The 14,816-nt window shown below is 66.7% G+C and carries 20 protein-coding genes; 8 read left to right on the plus strand and 12 right to left on the minus strand.

Going from position 1 to position 14,816, the window contains the following annotated elements; genetic code table 11:
• Window positions 1–133 precede the first annotated feature (133 nt).
• Window positions 134–1,171, minus strand: a complete 1,038-nt coding sequence (locus ON32_RS21215; RefSeq protein WP_040792719.1) for an aldo/keto reductase — start codon at window positions 1,169–1,171, stop codon at window positions 134–136.
• Between the two features lie 98 nt (window positions 1,172–1,269).
• Here ON32_RS21215 and ON32_RS21220 point away from each other — a divergent pair, with 98 nt between their 5' ends.
• Window positions 1,270–1,920, plus strand: coding sequence for a TetR/AcrR family transcriptional regulator (locus ON32_RS21220; RefSeq protein WP_040792720.1), 651 nt, complete (start codon window positions 1,270–1,272; stop codon window positions 1,918–1,920).
• A gap of 132 nt (window positions 1,921–2,052) precedes the next feature.
• Here ON32_RS21220 and ON32_RS21225 read toward each other — a convergent pair whose 3' ends face one another.
• The 4 genes from ON32_RS21225 to ON32_RS21245 form a co-directional block, all read right to left on the minus strand.
• Entirely contained in the window at window positions 2,053–2,466 is a 414-nt protein-coding gene (locus ON32_RS21225; RefSeq protein ID WP_040792797.1) for a DUF302 domain-containing protein, read from the minus strand.
• Between the two features lie 392 nt (window positions 2,467–2,858).
• A complete protein-coding gene (gene menE / locus ON32_RS21230; RefSeq protein WP_040792721.1) occupies window positions 2,859–3,995 on the minus strand; it encodes an o-succinylbenzoate--CoA ligase in 1,137 nt (378 codons plus the stop codon).
• A 306-nt stretch (window positions 3,996–4,301) separates the two neighbouring features.
• On the minus strand, window positions 4,302–4,694 hold the full coding sequence (locus tag ON32_RS21240; protein ID WP_040792723.1) for a VOC family protein: 393 nt from the start codon (window positions 4,692–4,694) through the stop codon (window positions 4,302–4,304).
• Between the two features lie 11 nt (window positions 4,695–4,705).
• Window positions 4,706–5,599, minus strand: coding sequence for a 1,4-dihydroxy-2-naphthoyl-CoA synthase (locus ON32_RS21245; protein WP_040792724.1), 894 nt, complete (start codon window positions 5,597–5,599; stop codon window positions 4,706–4,708).
• Window positions 5,600–5,765: 166 nt separating this feature from the next.
• On the opposite strand from ON32_RS21245, the gene ON32_RS21250 reads away from it, so the two are divergent.
• The 3 genes from ON32_RS21250 (at window position 5,766) to menD (ending at window position 8,915) form a co-directional block, all read left to right on the plus strand.
• The gene (locus ON32_RS21250) at window positions 5,766–6,422 is read left to right on the plus strand and encodes a PaaI family thioesterase (RefSeq protein ID WP_040792725.1); all 657 of its coding nucleotides are present in this window, start codon (window positions 5,766–5,768) and stop codon (window positions 6,420–6,422) included.
• A gap of 105 nt (window positions 6,423–6,527) precedes the next feature.
• Entirely contained in the window at window positions 6,528–6,974 is a 447-nt protein-coding gene (locus ON32_RS21255) for a DUF6918 family protein (RefSeq protein WP_040792798.1), read from the plus strand.
• Between the two features lie 246 nt (window positions 6,975–7,220).
• A complete protein-coding gene (gene menD, locus ON32_RS21260; protein ID WP_051133529.1) occupies window positions 7,221–8,915 on the plus strand; it encodes a 2-succinyl-5-enolpyruvyl-6-hydroxy-3-cyclohexene-1-carboxylic-acid synthase in 1,695 nt (564 codons plus the stop codon).
• Between the two features lie 9 nt (window positions 8,916–8,924).
• Here menD and ON32_RS21265 read toward each other — a convergent pair whose 3' ends face one another.
• Window positions 8,925–9,209 carry an Rv3202a family protein gene (locus ON32_RS21265; protein WP_040792726.1) on the minus strand — a complete coding sequence of 95 codons (285 nt, stop codon included), beginning with the start codon at window positions 9,207–9,209 and terminating at the stop codon, window positions 8,925–8,927.
• 278 nt (window positions 9,210–9,487) lie between these two features.
• On the opposite strand from ON32_RS21265, the gene ON32_RS21270 reads away from it, so the two are divergent.
• Together ON32_RS21270 and ON32_RS21275 are read left to right on the plus strand one after the other, a co-directional pair.
• Entirely contained in the window at window positions 9,488–9,952 is a 465-nt protein-coding gene (locus tag ON32_RS21270) for an SRPBCC family protein (RefSeq protein ID WP_040792727.1), read from the plus strand.
• A gap of 36 nt (window positions 9,953–9,988) precedes the next feature.
• Window positions 9,989–10,858, plus strand: a complete 870-nt coding sequence (locus tag ON32_RS21275) for a 1,4-dihydroxy-2-naphthoate polyprenyltransferase (protein ID WP_040792728.1) — start codon at window positions 9,989–9,991, stop codon at window positions 10,856–10,858.
• 13 nt (window positions 10,859–10,871) lie between these two features.
• Here ON32_RS21275 and ON32_RS21280 read toward each other — a convergent pair whose 3' ends face one another.
• The 5 genes from ON32_RS21280 to ON32_RS21300 all read right to left on the minus strand — a co-directional run bounded on the left by ON32_RS21280 (window position 10,872) and on the right by ON32_RS21300 (window position 13,720).
• A complete protein-coding gene (locus ON32_RS21280) occupies window positions 10,872–11,255 on the minus strand; it encodes a phage holin family protein (protein WP_040792729.1) in 384 nt (127 codons plus the stop codon).
• A gap of 65 nt (window positions 11,256–11,320) precedes the next feature.
• Window positions 11,321–11,902 carry a Clp protease N-terminal domain-containing protein gene (locus ON32_RS21285; RefSeq protein WP_040792730.1) on the minus strand — a complete coding sequence of 194 codons (582 nt, stop codon included), beginning with the start codon at window positions 11,900–11,902 and terminating at the stop codon, window positions 11,321–11,323.
• The gene (locus tag ON32_RS21290) at window positions 11,903–12,124 is read right to left on the minus strand and encodes a hypothetical protein (protein WP_040792731.1); all 222 of its coding nucleotides are present in this window, start codon (window positions 12,122–12,124) and stop codon (window positions 11,903–11,905) included.
• Between the two features lie 139 nt (window positions 12,125–12,263).
• The gene (cds1, locus tag ON32_RS21295) at window positions 12,264–13,349 is read right to left on the minus strand and encodes an L-cysteine desulfhydrase Cds1 (RefSeq protein ID WP_040792732.1); all 1,086 of its coding nucleotides are present in this window, start codon (window positions 13,347–13,349) and stop codon (window positions 12,264–12,266) included.
• On the minus strand, window positions 13,346–13,720 hold the full coding sequence (locus ON32_RS21300) for a DUF4229 domain-containing protein (protein WP_040792733.1): 375 nt from the start codon (window positions 13,718–13,720) through the stop codon (window positions 13,346–13,348). The genes cds1 and ON32_RS21300 overlap by 4 nt, the downstream gene beginning before the upstream one ends.
• A 185-nt stretch (window positions 13,721–13,905) precedes the next feature.
• Here ON32_RS21300 and ON32_RS21305 point away from each other — a divergent pair, with 185 nt between their 5' ends.
• Both ON32_RS21305 and ON32_RS21310 read left to right on the plus strand, forming a co-directional pair.
• Window positions 13,906–14,115, plus strand: coding sequence for a BldC family transcriptional regulator (locus ON32_RS21305; RefSeq protein ID WP_040792734.1), 210 nt, complete (start codon window positions 13,906–13,908; stop codon window positions 14,113–14,115).
• A 51-nt stretch (window positions 14,116–14,166) separates the two neighbouring features.
• On the plus strand, window positions 14,167–14,361 hold the full coding sequence (locus ON32_RS21310) for a hypothetical protein (protein WP_040792800.1): 195 nt from the start codon (window positions 14,167–14,169) through the stop codon (window positions 14,359–14,361).
• A gap of 89 nt (window positions 14,362–14,450) precedes the next feature.
• Here the strand turns inward: ON32_RS21310 and ON32_RS21315 are convergent, their stop codons facing one another.
• Window positions 14,451–14,672 (minus strand): hypothetical protein, encoded by a 222-nt coding sequence (locus ON32_RS21315; protein ID WP_040792735.1) that lies wholly within the window; start codon window positions 14,670–14,672, stop codon window positions 14,451–14,453.
• Window positions 14,673–14,816 lie beyond the last annotated feature (144 nt).

Genomic DNA, 14,816 nt, shown 5'->3' on the forward strand with positions numbered 1-14,816 from the left:
TCCGGGTCGGCCTCGAGTGTCTTCCGGGATCCAGGCAGCCGGCGCCCATCGGCCATGGATGGCCGCGGGCGCTACGTGCTCGAGTCCTGATCGACTCGGCCACCACGGCACCCCCGCTGTTCCCGGGCGGTCGTCATACGGCGACGGGCGGGTTCACCCGAGCGAAGTCGGGCAGCCGATAGTACGGATAGTAGGGGTAGGGCGGAGTCACCGCACTCGCCGCGTCGAGTCGGGCGAGCTGGTCGGCGTCGAGTCGCCAACCGATGGCACCGAGGTTTTGCCGCAGTTGTGCCTCGTTGCGGGCGCCGATGATGACGGTGGACACGGTGGGGCGGGTCAGCAGCCAGTTGAGTGCCAACTGGGGCACACTGCGGCCGGTTTCGGCGGCGATTTCGTCGAGTACGTCGACCACGCGGTACAGGTGCTCGTCGGGGACGGGCGGGCCGGCCTCGGCGGTTCGATGCAACCTGCTACCTGCCGGCAGCGGTTGCCCACGGCGGATCTTGCCGGTCGGCCGTCCCCAGCCGAGGGGGCTCCACACGACCGCACCGACACCCTGGTCACGACCCAGCGGCATCAGCTCCCATTCGTAGTCCCGGCCGACCAACGAGTAGTAGACCTGGTGGGCCACATACCGGGTCAGTCCGTGGCGGTCGGCGGCGGCCAGTGATTTCATCAACTGCCGGCCCGCGAAGTTCGAGGCGCCCAGATAGCGGATCTTGCCGGCCCGCACCAGATCATCGAGTGCGGTGAGCATCTCTTCCACGGGTGTATGGGCGTCGAAGGCGTGCAGTTGGAAGAGATCGATGTGGTCGGTGCCCAGACGCCGCAGCGAGTTCTCGACGGCGGTGATCAGCCGAGCCCGACCCGAGCCCGCGTCTCGCGGGTCGGGACCGGTGGGCAGCCCGGTCTTGGTGGACAGCAGGACCTGGTCGCGTCGCCCGCGGATGGCCGCGCCGAGTACCTCTTCGGAGGCTCCGTCGGAATAGACATCGGCCGTGTCGAACATGGTGACGCCCGCGTCGAGGGCGATATCGACCATGCGCCGGGCCTGAATGGCGTCGGTATCGCCCCAGGCGCCGAAAAGCTCGCCTCGTCCGCCGAAGGTGCCCGCGCCGAAGCTGAGCGCCGGCACGAGTAGGCCGGAGGCCCCGAGTCGCCTGTACTCCATTCCAACTCCTTAAAGGGAATTTATTTCCATTAACACTTCGCAGTGCACACTTCGGAAGCGACAAATGGAACAGAAGAACCATTTATGGAGGCTCGTCTATGACCGAAGCGGTATCACCACCAGGCTCGATTCGTCCCGGCGGTCGAACCGCGCGGGTGCGCACCGCGGTCCTGCGGGCCACCGGAGACCTACTCGCCGAGCACGGTTTCGCCCGGCTCGACCCGAGCGAGGTGGCGGCGCGGGCCGAAGTCGGCAAAACCACCGTCTACCGACGCTGGCGCGGTCCGGCCGGTCTGATCGCCGACCTTCTGGTGGATATGGCCGAGCAGTCACTGCCCCGCGCCGATACCGGTTCCCTGCTCGGCGACCTCACCGCCAATGCGCAACTGGTCGGCAAAACCCTCATCGATCCGCGACAAAGCCGACTGTTCCGCGCCGTCGTCGCCGCGGCGACCATGGACGATTCGGCAGCCGCCGCCCTGCACCGCTTCTACGACACCCGACTGAACGAATGGACCCCCTGTGTCGAGGCCGCCATTGCCCGGGGTGAGGTTCCCGCGGGCACCGATCCCCGAGCGGTGCTCTCCGCGGTCTCCGCGCCCCTCTACTACCGGTCGCTCGCCAGCGGCGACCCCATCGACAACACGGCCATCCACACCGCGGCCCGAGCGGCCGCCCACGCCGCGGCCGCCGGGGTATTCGTCACCCGGACCGACCCGGAGCCCACCCCGACCGGTGAAACCCGGTAGGCAATGCGGCAGGACCACGGATACCACCGGGACGAAGAGCCCCTCGGCAGAATTCGACGGTGAGCGACCGCGCCGATCGAATCCGGCACCCGTCCCCCGACCCGAAAACCCTCGGTCGGGGACGCCCTCCGATCAGGACGCCACAGCGCCGACGGCGAGAGCATCGATGGCGGCCTGAAGTCTGGCGCCGGCCTCCTCTGCGATGGGTTGTAGTGCCGGGTTGTCGGTGACCTGGACCATCAGTTGGGGATTCATCGCCTCGACAATGATGTCGGCGCCGGAGGTGGTGTCGCGGCGCACGACCACATTGCAGGGCAGAAGCAAGCCGATCTGACGGTCGACACCGACCGCCCGGTGGGCCAAGGGGGGATTGCAGGCGCCGAGAATGAGGTAGTCCTCCATGTCCTCGCCGAGTTTGGCCTTCAATGTGGCGCGCATATCGATTTCGGTGAGAATCCCGAAACCTTGCTCGGAGAGCGCAGCGCGGGTGCGGGCTACGGCTTCGTCGAAGTCGGTGCGCAGTGTGGTGGACAAGCCCAGATCCATGGTGCGGCCTTGCCTTTCTGTGAACTGCGGGATCGTCGGTCGGGGCGCGAGCGGAAGCGGGCGCCGACAGTGCAGGCCGGGTCCGGACAACGGCTTTTCCGGTTCGTTCCCGGACATCGAGCCGGTCTCCACGGCAATGCCACCGGTGCGAAGGCGGGGTGATCCGGCGGCGACCATCTTTGATCCGGAGCGGTAGAACGCATGGCGCGGTTTGCCGAGCACCTCGGTAACAGCGGTGTCGCCGGCCATGGCACGTCTCCTCATACCGCGGGAACCACCTCCAACATACCCACGGGATATTCGAGAAGGGAGGAGATCCGCGGCGCGGTCGGCCCACGGAATCGTCTCGCGTGACCGGCGGGATGACCGTCGGCCACGACCGGGTTCCGGTATCAGGACGCGGAGTCGGACAGCAGCCGTTTGCGCAGTTCGGCCCGGTCGGGTTTCCCCGGTCCGAGCAGCGGCAGATCCTCGACCAGCGCGAGTTCGCGCGGAGCCGCGGTGGTATCGAGTTCGGCGATGACGTGGGCGCGCAGCTCCTCCAGGGTTGGGGCGGCGCCCTGGGCGGGGACCACGACGACCACGACCCGCTGTCCCAATCGCTCGTCCGGAAGCCCCAGCACCACCGCCTCGCCCACCGCCGGATGGGTGGCCAGTACCGCCTCCACCACCTGCGGCATCACCAACAGACCGCCGGTGGTGATCGCCTCGTCCAGTCGGCCGATCACCCGCAGCACCCCGTTGTCGAAGGTGCCCGCGTCGTCGGTGCGGAACCAGCCCGGCTCCGCGAACGCCGGATGGTCGGGCAGATTCCGATAGCCGGAGGCCAGTACGGCGCCGCCGAGCAAGATGCGACCGTCCTCGATCCGCACCTTCACCCCGGTCAGCGGGATACCGTCGTACACGCAGCCCCCGCAGGTCTCGCTCATCCCGTAGGTGCGGACCACATTGATCCCCGCGGCCCGGGCACGGTCGTAGACCGACAGCGGTGTCGCGGCGCCACCGACGAGGACGGCGTCCAGATCGGCCAGGGCGGCCGTGGCCGACGGGGCCTCCAGCGCCTTGATCAGCTGGGTGGGCACCAGCGAGGTGTATCGACGCGAACCGCGCATACTCGCCACCGCGTCGGCCAGCGCCTCCGGCAGAAAACCGCCCGAAACGTCCAGGACGACGGGTTCGGTATCGGCCAGGATGGATCGCAACAGCACCTGAATGCCCGCGATGTGATGTGTGGGCAGGGCGAGCAGCCAACTACCCGGCCCGCCCAATCGTTCATGGGTGGCGGTGCCGCTGGCCCGCAAGGCCTCGGCGGTGAGCATGGCCCCCTTGGGCACACCGGTGGTACCGGAGGTGGTCACCACCAGGGCCACATCGTCGTCGATGGGTTCTCCGGGGGCGAGCGCGCTCCCGAGCCGTCGGGCCTCACGCCGATCACCGGTCGGGATGGGCAGCCAGGCCGCCGATCCACTACCTTCCAGCACCTGACGCAGATGCGGCAGCACATCACTGATTCCGGTGCCGGTCGGCATCGGAAGAGTACGCAGGGTCCTGCTCACGGCAGCGATCGTGTCATGTCCGCGCCGCCGTGCGCGGAACGGGTCGGCCGTCCGGCGCAATGGGCCGGTGCGGAGAAACCAGGATGAACTGAGCCAGGCATGGGACTGCGATCCACTCGTCGGACGGTACGAAAACGGTCGCACCGGGCATCGGCGATCGGGCGGCCACCCCCCGCTCGCTATCGTGGCCCGCCATGTGCACGGTTGGCAACTCGACCGGACCGATATGTCCGCTCTGCGGGAAGCACGGCTCCGGTGGGGCGAGCGTGTCCGAGGCCGTCACCCGAGATCCCGGGTGTCCCGACGCAACGGATGATCCGATGGCACCTCGACCAGCACGATCGGCACCCCGTCCGGATCGCGCAACCACATCTCGACCAACCCCCACCGCTCCCGCACCGGTGCCCGTTCGATCTCGACACCGGCGAGCGCCAATTCGGTGGCCGCGGCGGACACATCCCGCACCTGAAGCCAGATGGCCCCCGCGAAATCGGATCCGCTCGATCCGGAATCGCCGTGCCCGGCCACTTCGATCAGCGACTGACCGGCGAAGAACACCGTCCCGCCCGGATACTCCCGGGCGATGGCCAGCCCCAGCGAGTCCCGATAGAACGCCAGAGTGGTCTCGTAGTCCCGGGGACGCAGGATGATCCTGCTGCTGAGGATGTCCATCGGCCCTCCGCTCAGAAGTACCAGGGGTAGGGGGTCCAGTCGGGTGCGCGTTTCTCCAGGAAGGCGTCGCGGCCCTCGATGGCCTCATCGGTCATGTATGCCATTCGGGTGGCTTCGCCCGCGAACAACTGCTGCCCGACCAGTCCGTCGTCGGTCAGGTTGAAAGCGTATTTGAGCATGCGCTGGGCCTGCGGCGATTTGCCGTTGATCGCCGCCGACCATTCCAAGGCGACATCCTCGAGTTCCGCGTGGTCCACCACCGCGTTCACCGCACCCATTCGATGCATCTCCTCGGCGGTGTAGGCCCGCCCGAGGAAGAAGATTTCGCGGGCGAATTTCTGCCCCACCATCTTGGCGAGATAGGCGCTGCCGTAACCACCGTCGAAACTGCCGACATCGGCGTCGGTCTGTTTGAACCGGGCGTGTTCGCGACTGGCCAGCGTGAGGTCGCAGACCACGTGCAGGCTGTGCCCACCGCCCGCGGCCCACCCGTTGACCAGAGCGATGACCACCTTCGGCATGAACCGGATGAGTCGCTGTACCTCCAGGATGTGCAACCGGCCGGCGCGCGCCGCGTCGACGGTGTCGGCGGTCTCGCCACCGGCGTACTGATAACCGGTGCGCCCACGGATACGCTGGTCACCACCGGAACAGAAGGCCCAACCACCGTCCTTGGGGCTGGGGCCGTTGCCGGTGAGCAATACCGCACCGACATCGGGGGTCATCCGGGCATGATCGAGTGCCGAGTAGAGTTCGTCGACCGTATGTGGACGAAAGGCGTTACGCACCTCCGGGCGGTCGAAGGCGATCCGGACGGTTCCCTGCTCAACATGCCGGTGGTAGGTGATGTCGGTCAGATTCTCGAATCCCGGTACGGGCCGCCACAGCTTCGGATTGAAGGTCACGTCCTCGATTATCTGCCTCCGGAGGGTCGGGGATTACCCGCCCCCGGAACCGAGCGGCCCGATCGAGACCTCGCCCACACCTGGTGGACATCGGGCGGTGAAGTCTGATTCACCACATTTACGCGCGGCGACTTGACGGTGTATAAGAACGGGTTACGGTGCATTTATGAGCGAGCGGCTGAAACCGACCATCGACGAGAGCGCGGTTGATTCGGATCGGTACGAACGCCACGGTGGCTTCCCCAAGGTCACCCCGGCCCAGGTCGGTCCGGAGTTCGGTGAGTTCGTCGAGACCATGCGCACTCTGCAAGATCTCGCCGTCTCCATCGACGCACCCGACGAGGTCTACGCCACCGCACTCGACCGGGCCCGCCAACTCGTCGAGCTGCTCGAGCCCTACCGTGCACCGGAAGCCCAGGGTCCGGCCGGGCGTGTCATGGACCTGCCCGGCCGCGGCAGTCTGCTGATGCTGCCCTGGACCGTGGTCGAGGCCGGTCCCGACGGGATCGCGATGACCGGCACGTTCCGCCGCTACCATCTGGGCGGCAACGCCGCCGTACACGGCGGGGTGATTCCACTGCTGTTCGACGATCTGATGGGCCTGATCGTCCACTTCGCCGGCCGTCCCATCAGTCGTACCGCGTTCCTGCACGTGAACTACCGCAAGGTCACCCCACTGGAGACCCAACTGTCGGTCCGGGGGCGGGTCGAACGGGTCGAAGGACGGAAAACCTTCACCAGCGCCGAGCTCACCGACACGGAGGGCACGGTGCTGGCCGATTGCGAAGCCCTGATGGTGGAATTGCTCCCCTGGCAGCCGTAATCCGCGGTGAAGTTGCTCCCCCGGCAGCCATAACCGATCATGGGCGACGCGCTGCGTATAGTTGCGGTGCCCATCTATCGAGAACAGATCCGGAGGATCCTGAAATTGGTTGCTGCACTGTCCGAATCCCTGCTCGACGAGGCCAAGCGCCCGGCCTTCCTCGCCGACGCCGTCCAGGTGCTGGACGCCGAGGTCTCCGATAAAGGCGGTGCGTCCGGCCTGGCCGTGAAGGGTGGGTACGCGGCCGTCAAGAAGATCAGCCCGTCCATCATCCCCGACGCCCTGGCCTCGCTGGCGCCCAAGCTGCTGGAGCAGCTGGAGCCCTACTGGCAGGAATACCAGGCCGCCGGTTCGGGCACCTTCGCCGACGTTCTGGTCGCCAAGGGTGACGAGGTCGCCGAGGCCCTGCTGAAGGTGACCGACGCGCGCGCCGAGGCGTCTTCGCGCCCGGCCGTCCAGAAGGTGTACTCGTCGCTGCGTTCCTCGGCCAAGAAGAACGTGATCGAGGCCCTTCCCCGCGTGGGCGATCTGGTCCAGCGCCACGCTGCGTAGGACTTTCCGCGCTTTCGGCGCGGTAGGTTCGCGGCCCCATGGGGCTCGTGTTTCCGTTCCCCGCGACTCGCGTTCGCGGCGCCGCGAGGCACGAGACACGAGCCCGGCCACGACAGGGCGAGGTGATACCGAGAGCCCCGCTCCGTCCCTTGTCGCCCCTGCGGGACGTTCGTTCGTGGGGGCACGAAGAGCTCTGTGAGCAGGCCGACGCAGACGCGGAGGGCCGCCGTCTGAGAGGCTGGGATCGTGAATCCGTCAACAGCCCAAGCGCGGGTCGTCGTCGACGAACTCGTCCGCGGTGGTGTGCGGGATGTGGTCCTGTGCCCCGGCTCGCGCAATGCCCCACTGGCGTTCGCCCTGCAGGCCGCCGATGCCGCAGGTCGGCTACGGCTGCATATGCGCATCGATGAACGGACCGCCGGTTTCCTGGCGGTCGGTCTCGCCATTGCCTCCGGCGCCCCCGTCCCGGTGGTGATGACCTCGGGAACGGCGGTCGCCAATCTCGGACCGGCCGTACTCGAGGCCAATTACGCCCGGGTGCCCCTCGTTGTGCTCAGCGCCAACCGGCCCTACGAAATGCTCGGCACCGGCGCCAACCAGACCGTGGAGCAGCTCGGTCTGTTCGGCAGCCAGGTGCGCGCCACCATAAGTCTCGGCCTCGCCGAAACCGAACCGGATGGGGACCGAGGCGGCTACCCGCGGCAGAACAGTGTGTGGCGGTCGGCTGTGTGCCGGGTGTTGGCCGCGGCCCGCGGCACCCGCTCCGGCAATGCCGGACCGGTGCATTTCGATATTCCACTGCGCGAGCCGCTGGTCCCCGATGTGGAATCCGAAACGGCCACCCCGGCGGGACGTCCCGGGGAGCGCCCCTGGACCCAGACGCAGTACGCCACCCTCGACGTTCCGCTCGAGATCGACCTCACCCCCGATACGGTCGTCATCTCCGGACACGGCGCCGGATTCCGCCCGGAACTGTCCGCACTACCCACGGTGGCCGAACCGACCGCGCCCATGCACGGCCCGGCCCTGCATCCGCTGGCTCTCCCGCTGCTGCGCCCCCGGCAGGCCATCATCACCGGTCGACCCACCCTGCACCGCCAGGTGTCGAAGGTGCTGGCCGATCCGAATATCACGGTATACGCATTGACCACCGGACCGCGTTGGCCGGACGTCTCGGGCAATGTGGTCGGCACCGGCACCCGCGCGGTCGTCGAGGGGCATCCCGATCCGAAGTGGCTGGCCCGGTGCCGAGAACTCGACGCCCGCGCCCATGAAGTCGTACGCGCCGAACTCGCCCGCCACCCCAAACCCACCGGGCTGCATGTGGCCGCCGTGGTGATGGACTCGCTACGCGAGGGCGATCAACTGCTACTGGGCGCTTCGAACCCGGTTCGGGACGCCGCCCTGGTCTCCCATCCGCGCCCGGGTATCCGTGTCCTGTCCAACCGCGGTGTGGCCGGTATCGATGGCACCGTATCCACCGCGGTGGGCGCGGCACTGCACCATCCCGGCCGCACTGTCGCATTGATCGGCGATCTCACCTTTCTGCACGATGCGTCGGGGCTGCTGATCGGGCGGGGCGAGCCACGCCCGGCCGATCTGACCATTGTCGTCGCCAATGACGACGGCGGCGGCATCTTCGAGCTGCTCGAACAGGGAGATCCGCAATACGCGGGGGTGTTCGAGCGGGTATTCGGCACCCCGCACGGGATGGATCTGGCGGCGCTGTGCGCGGCCTACCGGATTCCGCATCGGCAGGTCGGCACCCGCGAACTCGCCGCGGAACTCACCGGTCACGCATCGGGAATTCGGGTGCTCGAAGTGATCACCGATCGCGCGGGACTGCGCGAACTGCATGCCACCGTGCGGGCCGAGATCGGTCCGGAAGCAGTACCGGAACCGGATCTCGTACCCGCCACGGAAACCGGTGGTGGCTCCTAGCGGCCCACGTTACGGCTCCTCGTCCGCATAGGCGCCGTCGTAGTCGTCCACAAGGGGGACGGGGATGGACTGCTCGACGACATCGGCCGGGTCGGCGTCCCAGTCGTCACGCGGCTCGGGGATCGGTGTCGTCTCTTCGGGTACGGGGAAGTCCTCGGGGTATACGCGGGAGTCGATATCGGAGTACGCGGCATCGTCCGGGTAGGCCGGGGTGGACTGCTCGGCGAGATCCGCCTCGGGCACCGCGTCGACGATACGGTAATCCGGGGTGCGGGGGGTGTTGCGCTCGGTCATTGTGGGCTCCTCTCCGCGTTATTTCTCCGGGGGTACCCGGATGAGGGAAAACAGTCCAACGTTTCGAGCATGCTCCGCTCCGCGCAATCGAGCAAGTAGGCTCGAGCTGGGAGTTCACCACAATGCGAGATGGGTCACAGCGGTCGCTCGGACGCCCGAGCCCCGCCCCGGTCGAGCACGGTGGACCACTCCCCGCGAAGTGGTCTGTGAAGGCGGGTACACAGCGACTCGGCGTCTGTCACACTTATTCCGACCAATAGGTCGCCTACATTGTCGCAATGGCCGAATTCGAGGTGGTACGCCAGACCGTGGTCGCGGCCGAACCGGCCCGGCTACACGGCCTGATCGCCGACTTCCGCGTGTGGAAACGCTGGTCGCCCTGGGAGGATCTCGACCCCCAACTACGCCGTATGTACAGCGGCCCGAATACGGGCTCCGGTGCGCGTTACGCCTGGGAAGGCAACCGTAAGGCGGGCGCCGGCACCATGGAGATCACCACTAGCTCCGAACGCGAGATTCGGGTCCGGATCTCGTTCGAGAAACCGTGGCGAGCCACCAATACCGCCGTCTTCTCCCTACTCCCCGCGCCGGAGGGCACCAAGGTGGTCTGGCTCACCACCGGGACCCGGACCTGGCCGATGCGGCTGCTCGGCCGGTTCTTCTCGATAGACCGGCTACTGGGTAGGGATTTCGAGAAGGGATTGGCGCGGATGCGAGCCGCCGCCGAGGGCGAACCGTCCTGAATCGCTCGCGCCGGCCCGGCGGATTAGGCTGCGGGAATGGCTACCGCTGCTCAATGGATCGAGGGTGCCCGACCCCGCACCCTGCCGAACGCCATCGCCCCGGTTGTCGCCGGCACCGGCGCCGCGGCCGCCCTCGACGCCGCGGTCTGGTGGAAAGCCCTCCTGGCACTCGCGGTTTCCCTGGCATTGATCATCGGGGTGAACTACGCCAACGACTACTCCGACGGCATCCGCGGCACCGATGACGAACGAGTGGGTCCGCTGCGGCTGGTCGGCTCGGGTCTGGCCTCACCCGCGTCCGTCCGCGCGGCCGCCTTCGGCAGCCTCGCCGTGGGCGCGGTCTTCGGACTGGTGCTCGCCGTGTTGTCGGCGTGGTGGCTGCTGTTGGTGGGCGTGGTGTGTCTGGCCGGGGCGTGGTTCTACACCGGCGGTCGCACACCGTATGGCTACCGCGGATTCGGAGAAGTGGCCGTTTTCGTCTTCTTCGGACTCATCGCCGTGCTGGGCACCCAGTTCGTCCAGGCGGAACGGGTCGACTGGGTCGGGGCGGTGTGCGCGATCGCGGTCGGATCGTTCTCCAGCGCGGTGCTGGTGGCCAACAACCTGCGGGATATTCCCACCGACGCCGTCTCCGGAAAGACGACGCTGGCGGTGCGACTCGGCGACCCGCGGACCCGCACACTGCACCTGGTCCTGTTGGCTCTCCCCTTCGTGGCGACGTTGTTGCTCGTCGCCCGAACCCCATGGGCCCTGGTCGGTCTGCTGGCATTGCCGTTCGCGCTGAAGGCGAACGCCCCGGTTCGCGGTGGGGGACACGGACCGGAGCTCATTCCCGCCCTACGGGATTCGGGACTCGCGCTACTGGCGTGGTCGGCGACCACGGCAGTAGCCCTCGGACTCGGCTGAGCTTCGGGACCGGTCAGTCCTTGCTCGACACCACGATTCCGAGCACCCAGTTCACCACGGCGATAATGATCGCGCCGATGAACGCCGCCCAGAATCCATCGATGCGCAGGCCGTAGTCGGTGGCCTCGGTGATCCAGGCCGTCAACCAGAGCATGAGCGCGTTGACCACCAGCAGAAACAGCCCGAGCGTCAACACCACCAGCGGTAGCGAAAGCAATTTCACCAGTGGTTTGACGAAGGCGTTGACCACGGTGAAGACCACCGCCACCGCCAACAGCACAACGATTTTGGCGCCGGTGCCCTGCTCCTTCGGGGAGACGATCTCGATATTGTCGACCCACACCGAGGCCAACCAGATGGCGATTGCGGTGGTGATCAGCCGAAGTACAAGCTGCATACCGCCATGCTATGTCGGGAGTATCGCCATTCGCGGGGCAACGGCGAAGACATCTCACGGACATCTCACGCCGCCCGATCGAGCAGTGCGTGTATCCGCTCGCGTAGCAGTGCGATTCCTTCGTCACCACCGAGCAGCGCGGCGGTGGTGGAGTTCGGCGCCCGCAGGATGGCGAGCAGGATATGCCCGGATTCGATGGTCTTCTCCCGCCGGGCCGCCGCCTCACGCAGCGATAGTTCCAGCACCTTCTTGGAGTCCTTACCGAACGGGATATGGCCGTATCGCATTTTCCGCCCGAGGCCGAACGGTCCGCGCGATTCCGGCGGCAGGGCCCGGTCGAGCGCATCGGCGCCGAAACTTTCCGCCAGGCTCTCCCGCACGGCGTCGAGATCTATCCCGATGGCTCGTAGCGCCTCGGCATCCGCGGGACCCAACGGTTGTTCCTCGGCCCTGCCGGCCAGCTCTTTCCGCACATGGTCGAGTGTCACCCCGGCCTCCGCCAATAGTGTGGCCAATTCCGCACCGCCGTGCGCGAGCAGTCCGAGCAACAGATGCTCCACCCGAATATCCGGCGATCGTAATTCCCGGGCGTCCTCTTGGGCCGATACGACCACCAGCCGCGCTTCCCGAGCAAATCTCTCGAACATCTACCGCGCCCTACCTTTCCGGTTGTATTTCTGATGAACCGCCTGCTTGCTGACCTCGAGCGCATCCGCGATCGCCTGCCAGGACCAGCCCTGCTCCCGGGCATTGGTCACCTGAACGGCTTCGAGTCGTTCGAGCAATCGCCGTAGGGCCAGCACCGCCCGCAACCCCACCGCGGGGTCCGGACTGCCGGCCGCCGCGGCCAATGTCGTCGCTTCCGTCATATGTCAATTTTAATTGACATCCGGCCCGTGTGTCAACAAAAATTGACATCAATAGCGCGGATGAACAACAGACCGGACCGGAACGCCCGAAAAGAAGGAAAGAACCGGCGACCCGACGGGGCCGCGCGCTACCGGCGACTCAGTCGAGCCAGATCCCCGTGGCGTGGAAATGCTCCAGAATCCGCATGGGGGTGCCCAACTCCAACCCCTGCGCGGCAACCCAGTCGTCGTTGTAATAGGTCCCCGCGTACCGATCGCCACCGTCACACAGCAACGTGACCACACTGCCACTGCGCCCCTCGGCGATCATCTCCGCGATCAACGCGAAGGCCCCCCACAGATTGGTACCGGTGGAACCCCCGACCCGACGGCCGAGTACCACGCTCGCATGCCGGGCCGCGGCAACGGACGCCGCATCCGGAACCTCGAACATCCGGTCGACCACCTCCGGAACGAACGACGGCTCCACCCGAGGCCGACCGATACCCTCGATCCGCGACGGCATCCCGGTCGCGTAATCGGCGCAGCGCGTCTCGTAGCCGCCGTAGAACGCCGAATTCTCCGGGTCGACCACTGCCAGCCTGGTCGCATACCGGCGATAGCGGATATAGCGACCGATGGTGGCGCTGGTTCCACCGGTCCCGGCGCCGACCACGATCCATTCCGGTACCGGATGCGTCTCCAGCGCCATCTGGTCGAAGATCGACTCGGCGATATTGTTGTTGCCGCGCCAATCGGTGGCGCGCTCGGCATTGGTGAACTGGTCCAGATAGTGCCCACCGCATTCGGCCGCCAGTCGCGCCGCCTCGGGATACATATCCGGCGCGCGCTGGACAAAATGACACCGCCCGCCCTGCGCCTCGATCAGGGCGATCTTCTGCGGCGAGGTCTTCGCCGGCACTACCGCCACGAATTCGAGCCCGAGCAGTTTGGCGAAATACGCCTCGCTCACCGCGGTGGATCCCGAGGACGCCTCCACCACGGTGGTGTTCTCGGTGATCTGGCCATTGCACAACGCGTACAGGAACAGCGACCGCGCCAACCGATGTTTCAGACTGCCGGTGATATGCGTGGATTCGTCCTTGAGGTAGAGCTGGACATCCCACTCCCCGGGCAGCGGATAGCGCAACAGGTGCGTATCGGCGCTGCGCTGGGCGTCGGCATCGATGAGCCTTATCGCATTGTCGACCCACTCACGAGAAGAGCTGCGGTCACAGGACTTCACACATCACCGTCCGAGGCGTCGGAACCATCGACCTCACCACGCAATCGGGCGCGCAACTGCTCCTTGTCGCGGCGCCGACGCTCGTCCACCACGGCGATGTCCTCGTTGACCCGCGCCCGCAACCCCTTGAACAGGACCAGCGACAGCGGCATGGCGATAACGATTGCGAAAAGCACCGCCACCACCAGCGGCACTTGAACCGAGACCGCCCGGGCCGCCACCACGATCACGGCGGCGACCACCGCGACCAGGACCAGTCGGGCCAGGGTGTAGAGCGCCAGATTGCGGGCCAGCCGCCGGCCCACCGACGCACCGGGCTTCGGAGCGGCCGCGTCGGCATCCTCGGGGCGGGTGGGGTCGTTGCTGCTCACGCGCTCAAGCTTAGGACTCGTTTGAGAATGCCCGACGAGCGGCGGTCGCCCCACCACTCTGGGTTATATATCCGAATTGTCTATTACCTCCCCTTTACCAAAATTAGATGGTTCGAGTACCCGGGGTGCCGAGTGCAACTATGTCGACACCTATTAGGGATCGTGTCGAAACGGAGAGGTTTGCCATGACTGCGAACACCGTCGGCGCCCAGGACACCTTGATGACACCGGGCCAGGTCGCCGCCCTGTTCCATGTGGATCCGAAGACGGTTACCCGATGGGCCCACGCCGGCCGTCTCGGGTCGCTGCGCACCCCGGGCGGACACCGCCGCTTCCGCGAATCGGAGGTCAGGCGACTGCTCGAATCGCTCACCACCGAGGCGAGCCATCGCTGAGATGTTCGCCGAACGTCCGCGGCGCTACCCTCGATAGAGGAGGTGAGCAACGTGACGTACCTGTTGGCACTCATCGCGGTGGTGACGATCGCGGTGCTGTGCTGGAAGGCGTTCGGCCCCGAACGGAAAACCACGCCCCAGGCGACCCGTAACCGGATCCTCGGCCCGGACGACGACCCCGAGTTCCTCTGGCGTATTTCCCGCCCGCAGCATCGCGATGGGGACTCGGGTCCCGCCGAGCACTGAACCGTCTCCGTTCCCGAACACCGAACCGTCACGAAACATCGAAAAGAACGTATCCACCGCCCGGTGGATACGTTCTCCTCGATCGCGACTCAGTCGAATACGCTGTGCTCGGGCAGCCCCTCGGCCATACGCAGTTCGTCGGCGAACTCGGCCAACCGTTCCTGCGACTCGGCGGACAGTCCGATGGCCGCACGGATCAACCGGAACAACGAACCATGCCCCATACCGTGGGCGAAAACGATCCGGGTGTTCCCGGGCAGGTCGCGCATGTACCCACCGATGCTCTCGGTGACATTCTCCGAATCCACCACTGCCGATCTCCTCGGATATCGCCACAGCCGATACGGCCGCGCTGTAAGAGGACGGGCACACCGATACCCGGCATGCCCGAAGTGCTGTGATGTTCAACACGATGAGCCCGTGCCCAACCGTTGCCGCGTCGATACGGGGACGCG

The sequence above is a fragment of the Nocardia paucivorans NBRC 100373 genome (assembly GCF_000308675.1).
Classification (GTDB): Bacteria; Actinomycetota; Actinomycetes; order Mycobacteriales; family Mycobacteriaceae; genus Nocardia; species Nocardia paucivorans.